The sequence below is a fragment of the Streptomyces sp. NPDC101776 genome (genome assembly GCF_044766845.1).
In the GTDB taxonomy this organism is placed as follows: Bacteria; Actinomycetota; Actinomycetes; order Streptomycetales; family Streptomycetaceae; genus Streptomyces.
Genome location: NZ_JBIWMV010000026.1, coordinates 74,274 through 91,805, shown reverse-complemented (window position 1 = coordinate 91,805; position 17,532 = coordinate 74,274). Strand labels below are relative to the sequence as shown.

At 70.7% G+C, this 17,532-nt stretch carries 12 protein-coding genes; 4 read left to right on the top strand and 8 right to left on the bottom strand.

The window, feature by feature from the left end:
• Positions 1 to 187: 187 nt before the first annotated feature.
• A complete protein-coding gene (locus ACIRRY_RS45655; RefSeq protein WP_403985235.1) occupies positions 188 to 4,012 on the top strand; it encodes a multifunctional oxoglutarate decarboxylase/oxoglutarate dehydrogenase thiamine pyrophosphate-binding subunit/dihydrolipoyllysine-residue succinyltransferase subunit in 3,825 nt (1,274 codons plus the stop codon).
• 91 nt (positions 4,013 to 4,103) lie between these two features.
• On the opposite strand, the gene ACIRRY_RS45650 is transcribed toward ACIRRY_RS45655, so the two are convergent.
• From ACIRRY_RS45650 to ACIRRY_RS45635, 4 genes are read right to left on the bottom strand one after another with little or no spacing between them, the layout of a single operon-like run.
• On the bottom strand, positions 4,104 to 8,387 hold the full coding sequence (locus tag ACIRRY_RS45650; RefSeq protein WP_403985233.1) for an SAV_2336 N-terminal domain-related protein: 4,284 nt from the start codon (positions 8,385 to 8,387) through the stop codon (positions 4,104 to 4,106).
• Positions 8,387 to 9,421, bottom strand: coding sequence for an AAA family ATPase (locus ACIRRY_RS45645; protein WP_403985231.1), 1,035 nt, complete (start codon positions 9,419 to 9,421; stop codon positions 8,387 to 8,389). The genes ACIRRY_RS45650 and ACIRRY_RS45645 overlap by 1 nt, the downstream gene beginning before the upstream one ends.
• Before the next feature lie 58 nt (positions 9,422 to 9,479).
• The gene (locus ACIRRY_RS45640) at positions 9,480 to 11,417 is read right to left on the bottom strand and encodes a trypsin-like peptidase domain-containing protein (protein ID WP_403985229.1); all 1,938 of its coding nucleotides are present in this window, start codon (positions 11,415 to 11,417) and stop codon (positions 9,480 to 9,482) included.
• Positions 11,414 to 11,824: a CU044_2847 family protein gene (locus ACIRRY_RS45635; RefSeq protein WP_403985227.1), complete on the bottom strand. Its 411-nt coding sequence runs from the start codon at positions 11,822 to 11,824 to the stop codon at positions 11,414 to 11,416. The genes ACIRRY_RS45640 and ACIRRY_RS45635 overlap by 4 nt, the downstream gene beginning before the upstream one ends.
• Before the next feature lie 113 nt (positions 11,825 to 11,937).
• On the opposite strand from ACIRRY_RS45635, the gene ACIRRY_RS45630 reads away from it, so the two are divergent.
• Complete coding sequence (locus tag ACIRRY_RS45630; protein WP_329290353.1) at positions 11,938 to 12,138, top strand: DUF6104 family protein; 201 nt, start codon at positions 11,938 to 11,940, stop codon at positions 12,136 to 12,138.
• An 84-nt stretch (positions 12,139 to 12,222) separates the two neighbouring features.
• On the opposite strand, the gene ACIRRY_RS45625 is transcribed toward ACIRRY_RS45630, so the two are convergent.
• Positions 12,223 to 13,080, bottom strand: coding sequence for a hypothetical protein (locus tag ACIRRY_RS45625; protein ID WP_403985225.1), 858 nt, complete (start codon positions 13,078 to 13,080; stop codon positions 12,223 to 12,225).
• A gap of 213 nt (positions 13,081 to 13,293) precedes the next feature.
• Between ACIRRY_RS45625 and ACIRRY_RS45620 the strand changes: the two genes are divergently transcribed.
• Both ACIRRY_RS45620 and ACIRRY_RS45615 read left to right on the top strand, forming a co-directional pair.
• Entirely contained in the window at positions 13,294 to 14,355 is a 1,062-nt protein-coding gene (locus ACIRRY_RS45620) for a DUF4097 family beta strand repeat-containing protein (RefSeq protein ID WP_403985223.1), read from the top strand.
• 1 nt (position 14,356) lies between these two features.
• Positions 14,357 to 15,460, top strand: a complete 1,104-nt coding sequence (locus tag ACIRRY_RS45615; protein ID WP_403985221.1) for a helix-turn-helix transcriptional regulator — start codon at positions 14,357 to 14,359, stop codon at positions 15,458 to 15,460.
• A gap of 106 nt (positions 15,461 to 15,566) precedes the next feature.
• On the opposite strand, the gene ACIRRY_RS45610 is transcribed toward ACIRRY_RS45615, so the two are convergent.
• The 3 genes from ACIRRY_RS45610 to ACIRRY_RS45600 all read right to left on the bottom strand — a co-directional run bounded on the left by ACIRRY_RS45610 (position 15,567) and on the right by ACIRRY_RS45600 (position 17,443).
• Complete coding sequence (locus ACIRRY_RS45610; RefSeq protein ID WP_403985219.1) at positions 15,567 to 16,136, bottom strand: Clp protease N-terminal domain-containing protein; 570 nt, start codon at positions 16,134 to 16,136, stop codon at positions 15,567 to 15,569.
• Positions 16,136 to 16,345, bottom strand: a complete 210-nt coding sequence (locus ACIRRY_RS45605) for a helix-turn-helix domain-containing protein (protein ID WP_105975866.1) — start codon at positions 16,343 to 16,345, stop codon at positions 16,136 to 16,138. Before ACIRRY_RS45605 ends, ACIRRY_RS45610 begins: the two co-directional genes overlap by 1 nt.
• Positions 16,346 to 16,477: 132 nt before the next feature.
• Positions 16,478 to 17,443, bottom strand: a complete 966-nt coding sequence (locus tag ACIRRY_RS45600; RefSeq protein WP_403985216.1) for a zinc-binding dehydrogenase — start codon at positions 17,441 to 17,443, stop codon at positions 16,478 to 16,480.
• Positions 17,444 to 17,532 lie beyond the last annotated feature (89 nt).

Genomic DNA, 17,532 nt, shown 5'->3' with positions numbered 1-17,532 from the left:
CCGCATCGATGCGTCCCTCCTGGAGCGGAACCACGCTTTTTTCCCGCCATTTCAGCGCTCGAAACACACTTTCCGATGTGACTTACGCGACGATGGACCGGCCCGACCTGACCTTGGCGGTCATGGGGGCGTAGCCTTAATTCCCGCTGTCCATCACCTTGTGAAGCGGAAGAGGGCGGTTGCCGCCGTGTCGTCACAGTCCCCCAGTAACTCGACCATCTCGACCGAGTCCGACCAAGTCGCGGGTAAGAATCCCGCCGCCGCGTTCGGGCCCAACGAGTGGCTCGTCGACGAGATCTATCAGCAGTACCTCCAGGATCCGAACTCGGTAGACCGAGCCTGGTGGGACTTCTTCGCCGACTACAAGCCGGGCGCGGCTGCCGCCCCGACCTCGACTTCGGCGGGTACTGCGGCCGCGGGGGCCGCAGGGACCTCCACTCCCCCGGCCCCGGCCGCACCCGTAGCCGCAGCCCCGGCTGCTCCTGCTGCCGCACCGGCGGCTCCGGTGGTCCCCGCACCGGCGCCCGCAGCAGCCGCTCCGGCCCCTGCGCCGGCTCCCGTCGCCGCTCCGGCCCCCGTGAAGGCCGTAGCCCCGGCTCCGGCCGCGAAGCCGAAGGCCGCGCCCGCGACCGAGGCCACCGGTGGCCCGGAGTACGTCACGCTGCGCGGCCCCGCCGCCGCGGTCGCAAAGAACATGAACGCCTCGGTCGAGGTGCCCACCGCCACGTCGGTGCGCGCGGTCCCGGTGAAGCTGCTCTTCGACAACCGCATCGTCATCAACAACCACCTGAAGCGTGCCCGGGGCGGGAAGATCTCCTTCACCCACCTCATCGGCTACGCGATGGTGCAGGCCATCAAGGCCATGCCGTCGATGAACTACTCCTTCGTGGAGAAGGACGGCAAGCCGACCCTGGTCAAGCCGGAGCACATCAACTTCGGTCTCGCCATCGACCTGGTGAAGCCCAACGGCGACCGCCAGCTCGTCGTCGCCGGCATCAAGAAGGCCGAGACGCTGAACTTCTTCGAGTTCTGGCAGGCCTACGAGGACATCGTCCGCCGCGCCCGCGACGGCAAGCTGACGATGGATGACTTCACGGGCGTCACCGTGTCGTTGACCAACCCCGGCGGCCTCGGAACTGTCCACTCGGTGCCGCGTCTGATGCCCGGTCAGTCGGTCATCATGGGCGTCGGCTCCATGGACTACCCGGCGGAGTTCCAGGGCACGAGCCAGGACACCCTGAACAAGCTCGGCATCTCGAAGGTCATGACCCTCACGTCGACCTACGACCACCGGGTCATCCAGGGCGCCGCCTCCGGCGAGTTCCTGCGGATCGTCGCGAACCTCCTGCTCGGCGAGAGCGGCTTCTACGACGAGATCTTCGAGGCGCTGCGCATCCCGTACGAGCCGGTCCGCTGGCTCAAGGACATCGACGCGTCGCACGACAACGACGTGACGAAGGCCGCCCGCGTCTTCGAGCTGATCCACTCCTACCGGGTCCGCGGCCATGTCATGGCCGACACCGACCCGCTGGAGTACCGCCAGCGCAAGCACCCCGACCTGGACATCACCGAGCACGGCCTCACCCTGTGGGACCTGGAGCGGGAGTTCGCGGTCGGCGGCTTCGCCGGCAAGTCCCTGATGAAGCTGCGCGACATCCTCGGCGTGCTGCGCGACTCCTACTGCCGCACCACCGGCATCGAGTTCATGCACATCCAGGACCCGAAGCAGCGCAAGTGGATCCAGGACCGCATCGAGCGCTCGCACTCCAAGCCGGAGCGCGAGGAGCAACTGCGCATCCTGCGCCGCCTGAACGCGGCGGAGGCCTTCGAGACCTTCCTCCAGACGAAGTACGTGGGCCAGAAGCGCTTCTCCCTTGAGGGCGGCGAGTCGGTCATCCCGCTCCTCGACGCGGTCATCGACAGCGCGGCCGAGTCCCGCCTCGACGAGGTCGTCATCGGCATGGCTCACCGAGGCCGGCTCAATGTGTTGGCGAACATCGTCGGCAAGTCGTACGCCCAGATCTTCCGCGAGTTCGAGGGCAACCTCGACCCGAAGTCGATGCACGGCTCCGGCGACGTGAAGTACCACCTGGGCGCCCAGGGCACCTTCACCGGCCTGGACGGCGAGCAGATCAAGGTCACCCTCGCGGCGAACCCGTCCCACCTGGAGACGGTCGACCCGATCATCGAGGGCATCGTCCGCGCCCGCCAGGACATCATCAACAAGGGCGGCACGGACTTCACGGTCCTGCCTCTCGCCCTGCACGGTGACGCGGCCTTCGCGGGCCAGGGCGTCGTGGCCGAGACGCTCAACATGTCGCAGCTGCGCGGCTACCGCACCGGCGGCACGATCCACATCGTCATCAACAACCAGGTCGGCTTCACGGCGGCTCCCGAGTCGTCGCGTTCCTCGATGTACGCCACGGACGTGGCGCGCATGATCGAGGCCCCGATCTTCCACGTGAACGGCGACGACCCGGAGGCAGTGGTCCGCGTGGCGCGGCTCGCCTTCGAGTTCCGTCAGGCGTTCAACAAGGACGTGGTGATCGACCTCATCTGCTACCGCCGCCGCGGTCACAACGAGTCGGACAACCCGGCCTTCACCCAGCCCCTGATGTACGACCTGATCGACAAGAAGCGCTCGGTGCGCAAGCTGTACACCGAGTCCCTCATCGGTCGCGGCGACATCACCCTTGAGGAGGCCGAGCAGGCCCTCCAGGACTACCAGGGCCAGCTGGAGAAGGTCTTCACCGAGGTCCGCGAGGCGATCGCCCAGCCCGGCGCCGCCCCCATGTCGGACCCGCAGGCCGAGTTCCCCGTCGCGGTCTCCACCGCGATCTCCACGGAGGTCGTCAAGCGGATCGCCGAGTCCCAGGTCAACATCCCGGACAACTTCCACGTCCACCCGCGCCTGCTGCCCCAGCTCCAGCGCCGGGCGACGATGGTCGAGGACGGCACGATCGACTGGGGCATGGGCGAGACGCTCGCGATCGGCTCCCTCCTCCTTGAGGGCACCCCGGTCCGGCTGTCCGGCCAGGACTCGCGCCGAGGCACGTTCGGCCAGCGGCACGCGGTCCTCATCGACCGCCAGACGGGTGAGGACTACACCCCGCTCCAGTACCTCTCCGAGGAGCAGGCGCGCTACAACGTCTACGACTCGCTCCTCTCCGAGTACGCGGTCATGGGCTTCGAGTACGGCTACTCGCTGGCCCGCCCCGACGCGCTCGTGATGTGGGAGGCGCAGTTCGGCGACTTCGTCAACGGCGCGCAGACGGTGGTCGACGAGTACATCTCGGCGGCGGAACAGAAGTGGGGCCAGACGTCCGGCGTCACGCTCCTGCTCCCCCACGGCTACGAGGGCCAGGGCCCGGACCACTCCTCGGCCCGCGTCGAGCGCTTCCTCCAGCTCTGCGCGCAGAACAACATGACGGTCGCGATGCCGACCCTGCCGTCGAACTACTTCCACCTCCTGCGGTGGCAGGTGCACAACCCGCACCACAAGCCGCTGGTGGTCTTCACCCCGAAGTCGATGCTGCGCCTCAAGGCCGCCGCGTCGAAGGCGGAGGAGTTCACGACGGGCCAGTTCCGCCCGGTCATCGGCGACGCCACGGTCACCGACCCGGCGGCCGTCCGCAAGGTCGTCTTCGTCGCGGGCAAGCTGTACTACGACCTGGAGGCCGAGCGCGCCAAGCGCGGCACCACGGACGTGGCGATCATCCGCGTCGAGCGCCTGTACCCGCTGCCGGGTGCGGAGCTCCAGGCGGAGGTCAACAAGTACCCGAACGTCGAGAAGTACCTGTGGGCCCAGGAGGAGGCGGCCAACCAGGGCGCCTGGCCGTTCATCGCCCTCAACCTGATCGACCACCTGGACCTGGCGGTCGGCGCGGATGTTCCGCACGGGGAGCGGCTGCGGCGGATCTCGCGTCCGCACTCGTCCTCTCCGGCGGTGGGGTCCGCGAAGCGGCACCAGGCTGAGCAGGAGCAGTTGGTGCGGGAGGTGTTCGAGGCGTAGGTCTCGACACGTCTTGGTCTTACGTATGGTGGGCCCGGCTCCGAGTCTTTGTGGCTCGGGGGCGGGCCCATTGGTGTATCCGGGGGACGGGTCAGCGGTCGTCGGGGGGATCGCAGAAGACGGCCAGGTGGCGGGCCCAGGCGGCTTCGGGGTCGTGGCGGGCGGATTGGGCCCTCAAGTAGCTGACCCGAACGACAAGTTCTCGGGCTGTACCGGCCTGGTGCAGCAGGTCTTCCGCGCGGTCGTAGAAATCGGCGCAGTTGTCATGGGTTGCCGCCCGACTCCACACCATGAGGGGGAATCCCCGGGCCTTGGCCCGGTCGAGGCCGGTGGTCGGCGTGTTCGCATCGACATGTCGGCACAGGAGTGGTACTGCGTTGAGGGGCGCCGTGTCCCAGTCGACAGCATCGAGCCTGTCCAGCCGAAGCCCCTGGAGCGGGCCCCTGGACACCGCGTCCCAACGCAGCAACCGTTCACCCCGACGCTCCTCGCTGCGTACGAAGACGATCCTCTCCCGTCCGGGCTCCTTCTTCCCTGTGGGCAGCCTCCAGCTCTCCACCGGGAGATCCCACAGCAGCTCGCTCGACAGAGAGAACTGGACGAACGCCGCGCCTCTGATCGCCTCAGTCAGCGGTTGCGAGTTCGAGAGATGACGGCGTAGCCGGTCCTGCAGTTCCGCTGCCGGAACACCCAACTGCGCCTCCAGCAGGAGCAGTTCACCACTGTCCTCCTTCAGTGCCATGTGCCAGTCGTAGGTGCCGAAGATGGAGGGCTTGATCTCTACGCGCACAACAGGTCCGATCCTGGTGAAATCCGCGTCCACGCGGCTGAAGACCTCGTCGACCTTCCGCCCGCCCGTGCCCATGAGGCGCACCCAGTTCCGCAGGGCTGCGAGTGCAGGGGCATAGTCCGAGCTGCTGCGCGTGGCGAGGTGGGCCCAGACGCGTGCGGCGTAGAGCAGTAGTTCCCCATCGGTGGCGAGGTGGTTCAGGTATCCGACGCCGTCTCGCCAGTGACGTGGGGGGCGGTCCGGCCGTGACCGTGGATCGAGTAGTTCCAGTACCGTCTTCGGCTCTACGGGCGGCTCCAACTCGGCGAGCAGTCCATAGAGTTCGGTCCGCTTGTCCGGCGGGAGGGCCGAGGCCGGCGCGTCTGTCAGCCCGAGTTGAACTCCCGTCCAGGTCATGTGGGGACCCCGTGCGGCGAACCGATCCGCGTGGTGCCGGTCATGGGCCGGTACGAGCTTGTGCCACAACTCGGCACCTGCGACGCCCGCTTCGCACAGCGCCCGCAGGGCGTCGATATGGACGGCCTCGCCCCTCCCACCGCCGTCGGCCCGCCGAACCATGAGCACGCCGATGACGGAGCCATCGCGCTCGTCGACTACAGGGCCACCCGCACTTCCCAAAGGAATCGGATCGCCGTCGAGCGCGAACTTGTCCCTGTTCAGCTGTCCGGAGACCGCGGTCGCCGTGGAACGCACACGAGGAGCGTCCAGGGGCCCATCGGCTCCGTACAGACTCGCCGTTCCGATCGGGGTCACCGAACGGTCGGTAAGCCACAAGCAGTCGAGGCCCGGCACGTCTGGCACCCGAAGCAGCGCCAACTCACCTACGACATGAACTTGTTCGACCTGATGGCCACGGCCGTCCATGGTGGTGATGCCGACGCCCGACCGCTGGTTACTGCCCCCGACCACGTGTGCCGCAGTGACCGCCCAGCCGGGTGCCAGGAAAAAGCCGCTGGCCGACACGACACCCTGCGCGTCAGCCGAGGCGTGGACACGGACCAGGGCGCGACGGACGAGTTCGTCCCAGTCTGTCGCCGGTCCGGTTGAGTCCGCCTCCTCGGTGGCGGACACCCGCAAGGCGTCGACCGCCTCCGCCCAGGCTCCGTCCTCGGTGGTGATCAGCGCGTGGCCGCCGCTGATCAGCAGGTCGTTGGCGTCCTGGAGGTCGTTCCAGCCGTCGTAGACAATCAGCCAGCGGAGGTTCGCCTCGCGCAAGTGCCGGAACCGTTCGTGGAGTTGGGGGAGGCCGTCGGCGTACGGCGCGAGTGTCGAGCCGAACCGTTGGACATCGGCGAGGCGTGTCACGTGGTCCTTGGCCCGGATCCACCCCACGAAGTCGTAGTCACCGGCGAACCTGCGCACGTACTCCGCCGCGAGCTGTGACTTGCCGGTCGACGGCGGTCCGACCAAGGCGCAGGCGGCCGAATCTCCTTGAGCGGTCGACAGTTTCTCGCGCAGTCGGCCGAGGAGGTCTTCCCGGAGGACGTATCCCGGCGAGGGAGTGGGCACCATGCCCCACACCACCTGGTCAGGTCCGGGAAACTCGACGTCCGGGGATCCGGGCGGCTGAGCGCCTGGATTGTCGACGCCCAGAGTGTCCAGCAGCCGCCATCTGGCCATGCGCTCGGTCGAATTGGCCAGGGAGAGGACCGGTTCCAGGCCCGAGCTCCAGTGCGGTGGAGGCCAGGGAGTGCTGACATCGACGGTGACAATCAGCTGTTCGGCCGTCGCCACGAGGGTTGCCAGTGCCACCTCGAACACTTTGCAGCCATCGCCGAGAAGAAGGAGCACCGGCGACGTGAACGCCTCCCGCAACTCCTCGACGTCGGTCCACGTCCGCAGATCCACGTCGTATCCCTGGGCACCCAGCACCTGGGCCGTCCACCGCGCCCACGCCTCGTCGTCCGTCATGTAGAACACCGCGAACGACTCCCGCCGCACCTCCACAGCCCCCGCGAACCGCCCCAACACCACCCGCGAAACCTCGGCAAACGCCTCCGGAACCCCCTCTTCCTCTCCCGTCGGCAGCCCGACCGCACCCCCCGCTAACCCAGCCGCCGCAAGCGCCGGAAAATTACGCGCCCGCCGCCCGAAGTGCCGCTCCACGTACTCACCGCAGTGCTTCAGCACAAGCAGCGCATCCCCACGAGGCAGCAGCCGCAGCAACTCCTCCCGCGCCCCCGGCGCAAACTCGTACCAGCCCTCCCCGTCCCCCCGCTTCAACAGCCCGCTGAGCAGCACCTCGGCAAGCACCGACGGCCCACTGCGCGGCTGCACCGCCCGCTGGACGAGCTGCATCACCGGCAGGCTCAGCGGTACGGCGGAGAAGGAGACGGCGAGGGACACGGCCTGGCGGGAGGCGGAGCGGCGGAAGGCGGTGACGAGTGGGCCGGCGTCGGCGGCAGGTGGGCGTTCGGCGCGGGGCGGGGCCGCGGGGTGGCTCGCGTGGACCCAGGCGGCCGCCGCCGGGAGGGAGCGGCCCGTGCCGCCGGAGAGCAGGCGCGCCCACGTGCCCAGCGCGGTGCGGGTGGGCCCGAGCACCGGCACCGGGAGCGCGCCGGACGGCACTTCGCCCTCGGCCGGCCTGAACTCCAGCCGCGCGCCCAGGCCTTCGCGGCGGCGCAGCGTGCCGGGCAGGGCAGGGAGGTGGGTGCGGCGCCACAGTCGCTGCGGGAGGGGCTGGACCACGGCGACGGGGGCCGCCCGCGTCCAGTGGTGCAGCAGCCGTTGCAACTGGCCCGAGCGCCACAGTGGGCCCGCGCAGTCGCTGAGGACGAGGGTGAGTTGGCGCCCGGTGGGGTCGCGCAGTTGCTCGGCGGCGCGCAGGGCACGGCCGGGGTCACGTGAGGTGCCGATCGCCAACTGGCCGTCGGCGCCCTGGTGGACGTAGTGCACCTGCACCTCGCGGAAGGCGCCGAGGCCCGCGCAGATCTGGTGGAGTTCCTCAAGTGTGCTGTCCCAGACGGAGGTTGAGGTCGAGGCGTCCATGAGGAGCCGCAGCCGGGCCTCGCGGCGCGTGCCTGGTCGGAGCACTGGGGTGAACAGGCCTGTCTCCGCGGCCCGTTCGGCGGTGGCCTGTTCGTCGAGGTGGTGGGCGGTGGTGCGGACGGGCGGGTGGTAGCGCTGGAGGGGGCGCAGGGCGCGTTGGAGGGCGAGGGAGTTGGGGAGGGCGGTCGCCACGGGGACGCGTACCCGCGCGAAGTCCGGTTCGGGACCGCCCTGTTCGGTGGTGTCGTGCGGTGCGGGGCCCGAACGGTCCGCGTACAGGCGGGTGGTGGAGGTGGTGCGGTCCGGTGGGTCGGGGGTGGGGGGCCTGGGAGTCGCCAGGTCGATTCGGGCCGCCGTTTCTCCGGGCGGTACCCCCGTCGGCCCGAACTCGGAGTGGAACGGGGACTCGTCCAGTTCCTCGGCCTCGGCCAACTCCGGTTCCGGTGGACGTACTTCGGGGCGGGCCACGTGCTCCGCCAGCCACAGCGCCTCCGCGAGTTCGCGTGCGCCCGGGTCGACGCCCAGCCGGGCACGCAGCCGCTCGACAAGCCCACTCAGCGGGCCGTCGGCGGCGGGGAATTCCGGCGGAACCGTCATCAGCGCGTTCCGTGCTCGCCCTGGTCCAGCGGCCTCATCAACAGCTCGGCGAGCCGCCGACGGTCGGGCTCGCTGTCGCGTACCGCTTCCTGGGTGAGGTAGATGGCGTTGAGGAGTTGGTCGGCGGCGCGCAGCGAGCCGGGGCTCGACTCCAGGAATTCGCGGATGAGTTGTTCGTTGCCGGACGTGTCCGTGTCGCCGAAGTGGGCGCGGACCATGGCGTCGAGGCGCGCGGTGCCCCACTCGTCGTTGCGGGGCGAGGGCAGGTCGAGGTGGAGGCAGCGGCGCAACAGCGGTGCGGGGAAGTCGCGTTCGCCGTTGCTGGTCATCACGACGACGGGGAAGGCCCGGCAGCGTACCCGTCCCTCCTCGACGGGGGCGCGGTCGCCGTCGTCGGTGAGGACCTGCACCTCGGGCTGCCTGCGGGCGATCCGCTGGAGCTCGGCGATGCGGAACTCGCCCTCCTCCAGGGCGTTGAGGAGGTCGTTGGGCAGGTCGATGTCGCTCTTGTCGAGTTCGTCGACGAGGAGGACCCGGGGTCGGGTGCGGGGCAGCAGGGCGGTGCCGAGCGGGCCCAGGCGCAGGTACTCGCCGATGTCCTCCGTGTAGGGCTCGTCGTCCAACTCCTTTGCCATCTGCATGTCTTGGAGGCGGGCTATCGCGTCGTACGTGTAGAGGCCGTCGCGCAGGGTGGTGCGGCTCACGATCGGCCAGTGCAGGACGCGGCCGAGGCCGAGTTCGTACGCGAGGGCGTGGGCGAGGGTGGATTTGCCGGAGCCGGGGTCACCGGTCACCAGGAGCGGGCGGCGCAGATAGAGCGCCGCGTTGATCAACTCCAGTTCCTCCGGGCGCCAGATGGGGCCGCCCGCGCCCCGGGTGCCCAGGCGGCGCGTCGACTCGGTGCCCAGCGGCGGGACCGTGCCGATGAGCGGGCCGCCGTCGAAGTCGCGCCACGGCGGCGGCGCGGGCAGCCGTTCGACACCGTCGTGCGGCTCACCGGAACCCCGGAAGACGAACCAGTCGGGGGTGGTCACGGGAGTCTCCTTCTGCCGGGCGGTCACAATCCACGGGTCGCGGTGGGGAGTTGACGGGTCACGGGGAGTCCAGCGGGTCGTCGCAGACCGGGAGGGGGCGCCGCGGGTCGTCGTAGAGGAGCGCGATGTGTGCCGTCCAGGCCGCGTCCTCGCCGCCTTCCTCACCGGCCTGTTCACGGAGGGCTCTCAGTCGCTCGGGGAGGGCCGCGGCGCCGTCGACCGAGCCGAGCAACTGGGCGGTACGGCCGTACAGTTCGCCGCAGTCCGTGCCGCACGCGCGTGCGTGCTCGGCGCTGAGGCTCCACAGGGCGACGCCGTATCCGGCGCCTATCGCCTCGGTCAGCGAGTCGGCGTTCTGCTGCGGCGGGCGGCACAGGACGGGCACCGCGTCGGGCGCCGCCGCCTCCAGCGCCTCCTTCGCGTACTCGGGCGAGTGCACCGGCAGCGCCTTGAGCACCTTTCCGGTGACGCCGTCCCAGCGCTCCCGCCACACCGGGGCCGGCTCGCCGCGCCGGTTCAGTGAGCGCAGCACGACCTGTCGCTGCGCGCCCATGGACGGCTCGGCGGTCCGTGGCCATTGGTGGGCGTCCAGCCCGAAGTGCTGCACGGGGAGGGCGAGTTCGAGGCGGGCGGGGCACTGTTCGGCATCCAGTTTCCCGAACGCCTGCCGCAGCGGCCGGTGCAGCACCCGCTGGAGGTCGGTGAGCCGGGCGCCCTCTTCCTCGGTGTCCTCGTCGAGCATCCGCGCCGTGTCGGGTCCGTCGGGCCAGGACCAGACCCGCCAGTGGAAACGGTCGCCGGGACCGTACGGGTTGAGTTCCAACTCGACGGCCACGACGGGCCGTTCGCTGTCCGGGACGGTGGGGTCGTCCGCGAGCCGACCGCCGTCGGCACCGTCATCGGCACCGACAGTGCTCGACCCCCGCTCCTCGCCCGCGCGTTCACGCAGCAGCGCCGCGAGGAAGACGGGGAGCTGTTCGACCCGCGCCTTCAACCAGCGCTCCAGTTCGACGACGGCGTCCGGTGCCCGCCGCCGGCAGGACTGGGCGACGGCGAGCAGATAGTGCAGCGCGACGATCTCGGCGCCGTCCGGCTGGTCGTGCACCCAGCCCTGCCCGTCGCGCCAGTCGACCGGGGCCAACTCGTCCTCCCACAGCGGCTCGTAGCCGAGCACGCGGCTGATCATCCGCTGAAGTTCGGCCGACGAGACGGGACGCGGCAGTTCGGCGAGCAGCGCGGACGCCTCGGCGCTGTCCCGGGGCCCCCAGCCGCGTCGGCCGCCGAAGGACGGTTCGCCCTGCAGCCACACCCAGCTCTGGCCGACCGTCCCGCCGCGGTGCCAGCGGTCGTGCCTGCGGATGAGCGCCGCGTACGGGTCGCGGCCCAGGCTGTCCTCGCCGCCCACGGCACGCGCCTCGCGGAAGCCGCGCAATGCCGTCGCCGCGACGGCCAGACCGCCGTCCTTGCCTGCGCGACGGGCCTTGACGATGCCCGCGACAACTCCGTGGTCACGGTCCAGCAGGGGTCCGCCGGAGGCCCCGTGCGGTATCTCCATGCGCGGCGCGAGGGTGAACCCGTACGAGCCGTCCCTGCCGTTGCACTCGCTGTGTCCGTTCCACGGCTGGGGCGCACCGCCCGCGGGTGTGCGCCAGCCGAACGCGGTGACCTGGTGCGGCGGGTCGTAGCGATCGGTGAGCCGCACGCACGCGTGGTCGTGTGCCGCGTCATCCTCCAGGCGGACGAGAGCGAGATCCTGTTCGGGGTCGGTGCCGCCGCCGAGCCAGTACGCGAGCCGGGCCGGGGCATCGAGCTGATAACCCTGCACGCGCAGCGTGCCGACACTTTCGACACCGGCGGAGAGGGGCAGGACGTGCGCGCAGGTCAGCACCCAGCCGGGGGCGACGAGGAAACCACTGCCCCAGAGGGTGCCGGGCGCCGTGTCCGGACCGATCCGTACGGTGGCTCGCATCGCCAACCGGTCGAGCTGGCCGGTCATGTGGCGGCGGCGCTTTGGCCGTCGTGGAGCGCCGTGACGGTGGCGTCCCCTGTGGCCTCCTGCACGCTGTCCCCGCGCCAGGTGAGCGTGATCGACAGGGCCGCCTTGGCCTCACCGTCGGCGAGCAGCGCCACGGCCTTCCCCGGCTTCATCGCCAACTCCACACCGAAGGTGGCGCTGACCTCGTCGGGCCGTACGGCACGCGCCGCCGCCAGCACGGCCCCGCCGACCCCGCCGACCAGTTCGTTGAGCTGGTCGACGCGGGCGGCCATGTGATCGAGGGCGCCCACGTCCTCGTACCCGAACTCCTCGGCCCCGCCTGGTACTTCCTCGGGCGAGAGCACACTGACCCGGGCGAGCACCCGCTCTCCCCCGGGCAGCTCGATCTCCTGGATCATCCGTTCCATGAGCACCCCCTGCGGTCATTGTGCCCAGTCACGCGCGCGTGAGGTGGTGGATCGGAAGCATTGCCGCCCGCATAACCTGGAGGTGTCAGACCCACGCCCTCAGGAGATTCCCCGTGTACTTCACCGACCGAGGCATCGAAGAGCTCGAAAAGCGGCGCGGCGAGGAAGAAGTCACCTTCGAGTGGCTCGCCGAGCAACTGCGCACCTTCGTCGACCTGAACCCGGACTTCGAGGTCCCGGTGGAACGCCTGGCGACCTGGCTGGCCCGACTGGACGACGAGGACGACGAGGACGACGAGGACGACGAGGAGTAGTTCCTACGGCTCCCGGCCCCTAGGGATCCCTACGGCTCCCGGTCCCTACAGTGCCTCGTCTCTACCGCGGTCCCGTCGGCGGCGTCAGTCGCGCGGGCGGGCGAGGTCGTAGGCGAGGTCGTAGGCGAGGCCCAGCGTGCCGTGGGCCAGGAGCAGTGCCCCCGCGACGAACCAGCCTCCGCTACGGCGTCGTAGGCCCCAGGTCGTGAGCGGGAGGCCCGCCGCCGTCTGGGCCAGGGCGAGGGCGCGTGCCCTGGGGGTGCCCGACCAGGGCATCCAGGGGCCGAGGCGGCTGCTGTCGACCGCGTCGAGTTCCGCGCGGACCGCCTCGCGCCAGCCCGCCCACTCGACCTGCTGGGCGTCCGACTGGACGCGGGCGGTCTCCCGGAGGCGGTCGGCGGGTTCACCGGGGGTGAGGCCGGCGGGGAGTGCCACTCCCGCGCGCGTGAGGACGGCGAGGAGGCCGCGGAGGCGGGCGCGGGCGTCTGCTTCGGGGTCCGGTCTCGTGAGCTGGGCCAGGGACTGCAGGTCCAGTACGGGGTCCAGGCCCAGGCGGGCGGCGAAGGTGCGCATCGCCTCGTCCTCGCCGGCCGGGGTGCCGTCGGTGAGCCAGACGTAGCCGACAGGGCGGCGGAAGCCCGAGGCCAGGGTGTAGCCCGCGCGGTCGGCGTCCCACCACAGGGCGAGTACGGGCCAGGGGGCGCCGACGGCGAGCGCGGTGGCCCAGCCGGTGAGGACGCGGTCGACGGGTTCGTCGCCGTGCAGCCAGGGCTTGCCCTCGGGGACGAGCACGCTCCAGTCGTCGCCCGCGCGGGTCAGGAGCATGCGTTCGCGGAGCGGGTGGGCCGCCTGGGCGACGGACTCGGGGGCGGCCCGGCAGAGCAGCAGGGCGCCCGGGGTGGCGCCGGTCCGAGGTCCGGCCTGGGGTTTCTCCGTCGACATGGTCACACGCTAGGGTAATTTGCCCATTTTTGCCGGTTGTTCAACGCCCGGAGGCGGCCACCTGAACGAGTGTCTTGACTTTCCACATCCGCGATATATCGTGTTTCTTGGGAGACGCGATATGGCGCGTCGTGTCCAGGTCAATCCCGCGCCAGATCGATCCCGCTCCAGTTCCGTTCAGTTCAGTCATGCCCGGCCGAGGAGGTCTGCATCATGTCCGAGTGGTCCGTCGCAGAGCCCAAGAAGCTCACGTTCGACGAGCCCGTGAGCGATCTCCATGTGCGCATCGTCAACGGAACGGTGAACGTCGTGGGGACGGACGAGGGTTCCGCCCGCATCGAGATCTCCGAGATCGACGGGCCACCCCTGGTGGTGACCCAGGAGAACGGCACGCTGACGGTGGCGTACGAGGACCTGCCCTGGAAGGGCTTCCTCAAGTGGCTCGACCGGAAGGGCTGGCGGCGCAGCGCGGTGGTCTCCCTGGCCGTTCCCGCGAACACCCGGGTCGAGGTCGGGGTGGTCGGCGCGGCAGCCGTCGTCTCCGGGATCAGCGGGCCTTCGGTGGTGCGCGGGGTCACCGGGGACACCACCCTCGTCAGCCTCTCCGGGTCGGTCCGCGCCGAGACGGTCTCCGGGAACCTGGAGGCGCAGGCCGTCACCGGCGACCTCCGCTTCAACTCCGTCTCCGGCGATCTCACCGTCGTCGAGGGCTCGGGACCCTCCGTGCGCGCCGAGTCGGTGAGCGGCTCCATGATCGTGGACCTCGACCCGGACGGCCCGACCGACGTCCGGCTGACCAATGTCTCGGGCGAGATCGCCATCCGGCTGCCGCATCCGGCGGACGCGGACGTCGAGGCCAACACGGCGAGCGGTTCGATCTCCAACGCCTTCGACGGATTGCGGGTGCACGGCCAGTGGGGCGCCCACAAGATCACCGGCCGGCTGGGCGCGGGCACGGGGAAGCTGCGCGCCACGACCGTCTCCGGGTCGATCGCGCTGCTGCGGCGGCCGGTGGCGGAGGACGAGGGCGAGGGTGAGGACGGGCCGTGGGAGGCGGATGCGAAGGAGCACCTCCAGGACAAGGAGCCCTTCCAGGACGCCGCCCAGGAGAGCGGACGGGGGCTTGAGGGCGACGCGACCGGCGCCTCTGGCGATGTGACCGGCGCTCCTGTGGACGGGGCTCAGGGCGACTCGGGGGACAATTCCGTTTCCGGCCCGGGTGATGCCTCCGGCACCGCCCCGGCCGACGGCACGACCGACAAGAAGGTGCTCTGACATGCCTCCCGTCTTCGCCCACGGCCGCCTCCGCCTGTACCTGCTGAAGCTGCTGGACGAGGCCCCCCGACACGGCTACGAGGTCATCCGCCTCCTGGAGGAGCGCTTCCAGGGGCTGTACGCGCCCTCGGCGGGCACGGTCTACCCCCGGCTGTCCAAGCTGGAGGCCGAGGGCCTGGTCACCCACACCACCGAGGGCGGCCGCAAGGTGTACGCCATCACGGACGCCGGCCGCGCCGAACTGGCCGACCGCAGCGGCGAGTTGGCCGACCTGGAGCTGGAGATCCGCGAGTCGGTCGCCGAACTGGCCGCCGAGATCCGGGCCGACGTCCGGGGCGCGGCGGGCGACCTGCGGCGCGAGATGCGCGCGGCGGCGACCGAGGCCCGCCAGGGAGCCAGGACCGGGCGCGGCCGGCCGGGCGAACACGACAGCCCCGCCGGGGACTTCACGGACTTCGGCGACAAGGAGTCGTGGCGCGCCGCCAAGGAGGAGATGCGCCGCGCCAAGCAGGAGTGGAAGGAGCAGGCCCGGCGCGCCAAGGACGAGAGCCGGCGGGCCCGCGAGGAGGCCCAGCAGGCCCGGCGCCAGGCCAAGGAGGCGCAGACGCGGGCGTGGGCGCAGGCCCAGGAGGAGATGCAGCGCATCGGCCGCCAGGTCCAGGAACACGCGCAGGACCACTTCGCGCGCGGCGACTGGCCCACGGGCGTGCGGGAGAGCCTGACCGAACTGGCCAAGGAGTTCGGCGACTTCGGGAAGGAGTTCGGCAAGGACTTCGGGTTCGGGGGACGGCCGGGGGCGGGGCCAGGCGCGGGTACCGGTGCGGGTGCGGGCAAGTCGGCCTCGGCACCGGGGGCGCCGTCGGCACCCGAGTACAGCCAAACCCCGGAGGACTTCCCCGCCGAGTACGAACCGACCTGGGCCCACGAGGACTCCACCGGCGACCCGGCCCGCGATCTGGACCGGCTCCTCGACCGCTTCCGGGACGACATCCGTGACGCGGCCCGCGACCGCGGTGTCACCGAGGACCAGCTCCGGGACACCCGGCGCCACTTGTCGGCGGCGGCGGCGCACATCGGGGCGGTACTGCGGGGGTACAAGGCCTGAGCCGACACGGTGAGGCACCGGCACAGGCGGTGCGCCCCGGCATCGAGCCCAGGCGCACCGCCCCCGCCCCTCACGCCGCCTCCACCCCTCAGCCCGCCCCCGCTCCTCAGCCCGCCTTCGCCTCTCCCCCGCCGTACAGCACGCGGGTCGCCGCCTCGTGGGTCACCCCGTGGTCGGCGAGCACCTCACCCGGCACTCCGGGGAGGATGGTCAGGGCGAGCAGGAAGTGCTCGTCGCCGACATGCCGGTCGCGACGGGCGACGGCGATGCGCAGGGATTTCTCCAGGACGTTCTTGGCGCCACGGCTGAAGACACGGCGGCTGGACCACCACTCCTTGTCCTTGCGGTCACCGGACATCGCCCCGACGCCGTGCACCTCCTCGACCCGGGCGACGATCTCCGAGACGTCGATGCCGAGCCCGGCAAGCGCGTCGGCCTCGGCCTGCGAGAGCCCGGCCCGCCTGCGCGCGTCGCCCAGCGCCTGACGTACGGACTCCTTGCGTTCCTCGGGAGCGAGACCCAGGGCGGCCAGGGCGAAGGAGGCCCGGCTGCCCTGGCGGTCGAGGAGTGCCAGCAACAGGTGATCGGGGTCGACGGAACCGGACCCCGACCGCTCGCGGTGCTCCACCGCGCCCCGCACCACGGCGCGGGCGTCCTTCGTGAACCGTTCGAACATCACTGCCTCCCGTACTTCTTGTGCACGGCCTGCCTGCTGACTCCGAGTTCCGCGGCGATCTCCTGCCACGACCAGCCCTGATTGCGCGCACCGCGCACCTGCACCGCCTCCAGCTGCTCCACCAGCTTGCGCAGCGCGGACACGGCACGGAGGCCGACCCGTGGATCACGGTCACCCGCGCGCTCGGCGAGATCCGTTGCTTCGGTCATGACGTCAACTTACGTTGACACGGCCCGCATGTCAACCAAAGTTGACGGACGGGGGTGGGCGCAGGTGGCACACGGCGACGGCCGGCCCGGGGAACCGGACCGGCCGTAGAAGCGGTGAGAGGGAAGGAGCCGCTAGCCGTTCGTGAGGACGATCTTGCCGAACTGGCCGCCGGAGTCGAGTCGTTCGAAGCCCTCGCGGGCCCGGTCCAGGGGGAGCACCTCGTCGATGACCGGGCGGACACCCGTCGCGGCGCAGAAGGCGAGCAGGTCCTCCAGTTCGTCCTTGGTGCCCATGGTCGAGCCGACGACCTTGAGTTCGAGGAAGAAGATGCGGGTCAGTTCGGCGTGCGAGGGGCGGTCGCCGCTCGTGGCACCGGAGATGACGAGCGTGCCGCCGGGCTTGAGGGACTTCACCGAGTGGGACCAGGTTGCGGCGCCGACGGTCTCGATGACGGCGTCCACGCGCTGCGGCAGCCGCGCACCCGGCTCCACGGCTTCCAGAGCGCCCAGTTCCAGCGCCCGCTTCCGCTTGGCCTCGTCCCGGCTGGTCGCGAAGACCCGCAGCCCGGCCGCCTTCGCGAGCACGATCGCGGCCGTGGCGACACCACCGCCGGCCCCCTGCACGAGCACCGAATCACCAGGCCGTACACCGGAGTTGGTGAAGAGCATGCGGTACGCGGTCAGCCAGGCCGTGGGCAGACAGGCGGCCTCCGCGAAGGACAGTTCCTTCGGCTTGGGCAGCACGTTCCAGGTCGGTACGGCGACCTGTTCGGCGAAGGTGCCCTGGTAGTGCTCGGTGAGGATGGAACGGGGTTCCTTGGGGCCGACGCCGTGACCGGTCTGGCCGATGACGGAGTGCAGGACGACCTCGTTGCCGTCCGCGTCGACACCGGCGGCGTCGCAGCCGAGGATCATCGGCAGCTTGTCCTCGGCGAGGCCCACGCCGCGCAGGGACCACAGGTCATGGTGGTTGAGGGAGGCGGCCCTGACATCGATGACACTCCAGCCCGGCCGGGCCTCGGGGGCGGGACGCTCCCCCAACTCAAGGCCGGAGAGCGGCTGGTCGCGGTCGATTCGGGCGGCGTAGACGGCGAACATGACCTTGACGATAGGCTCCGCCGGTTGGCCAGGGAACTACCGGGCGGTGTGACACATGCCCTCTTGCGCGAAGGTGCGGGGCATTGGGC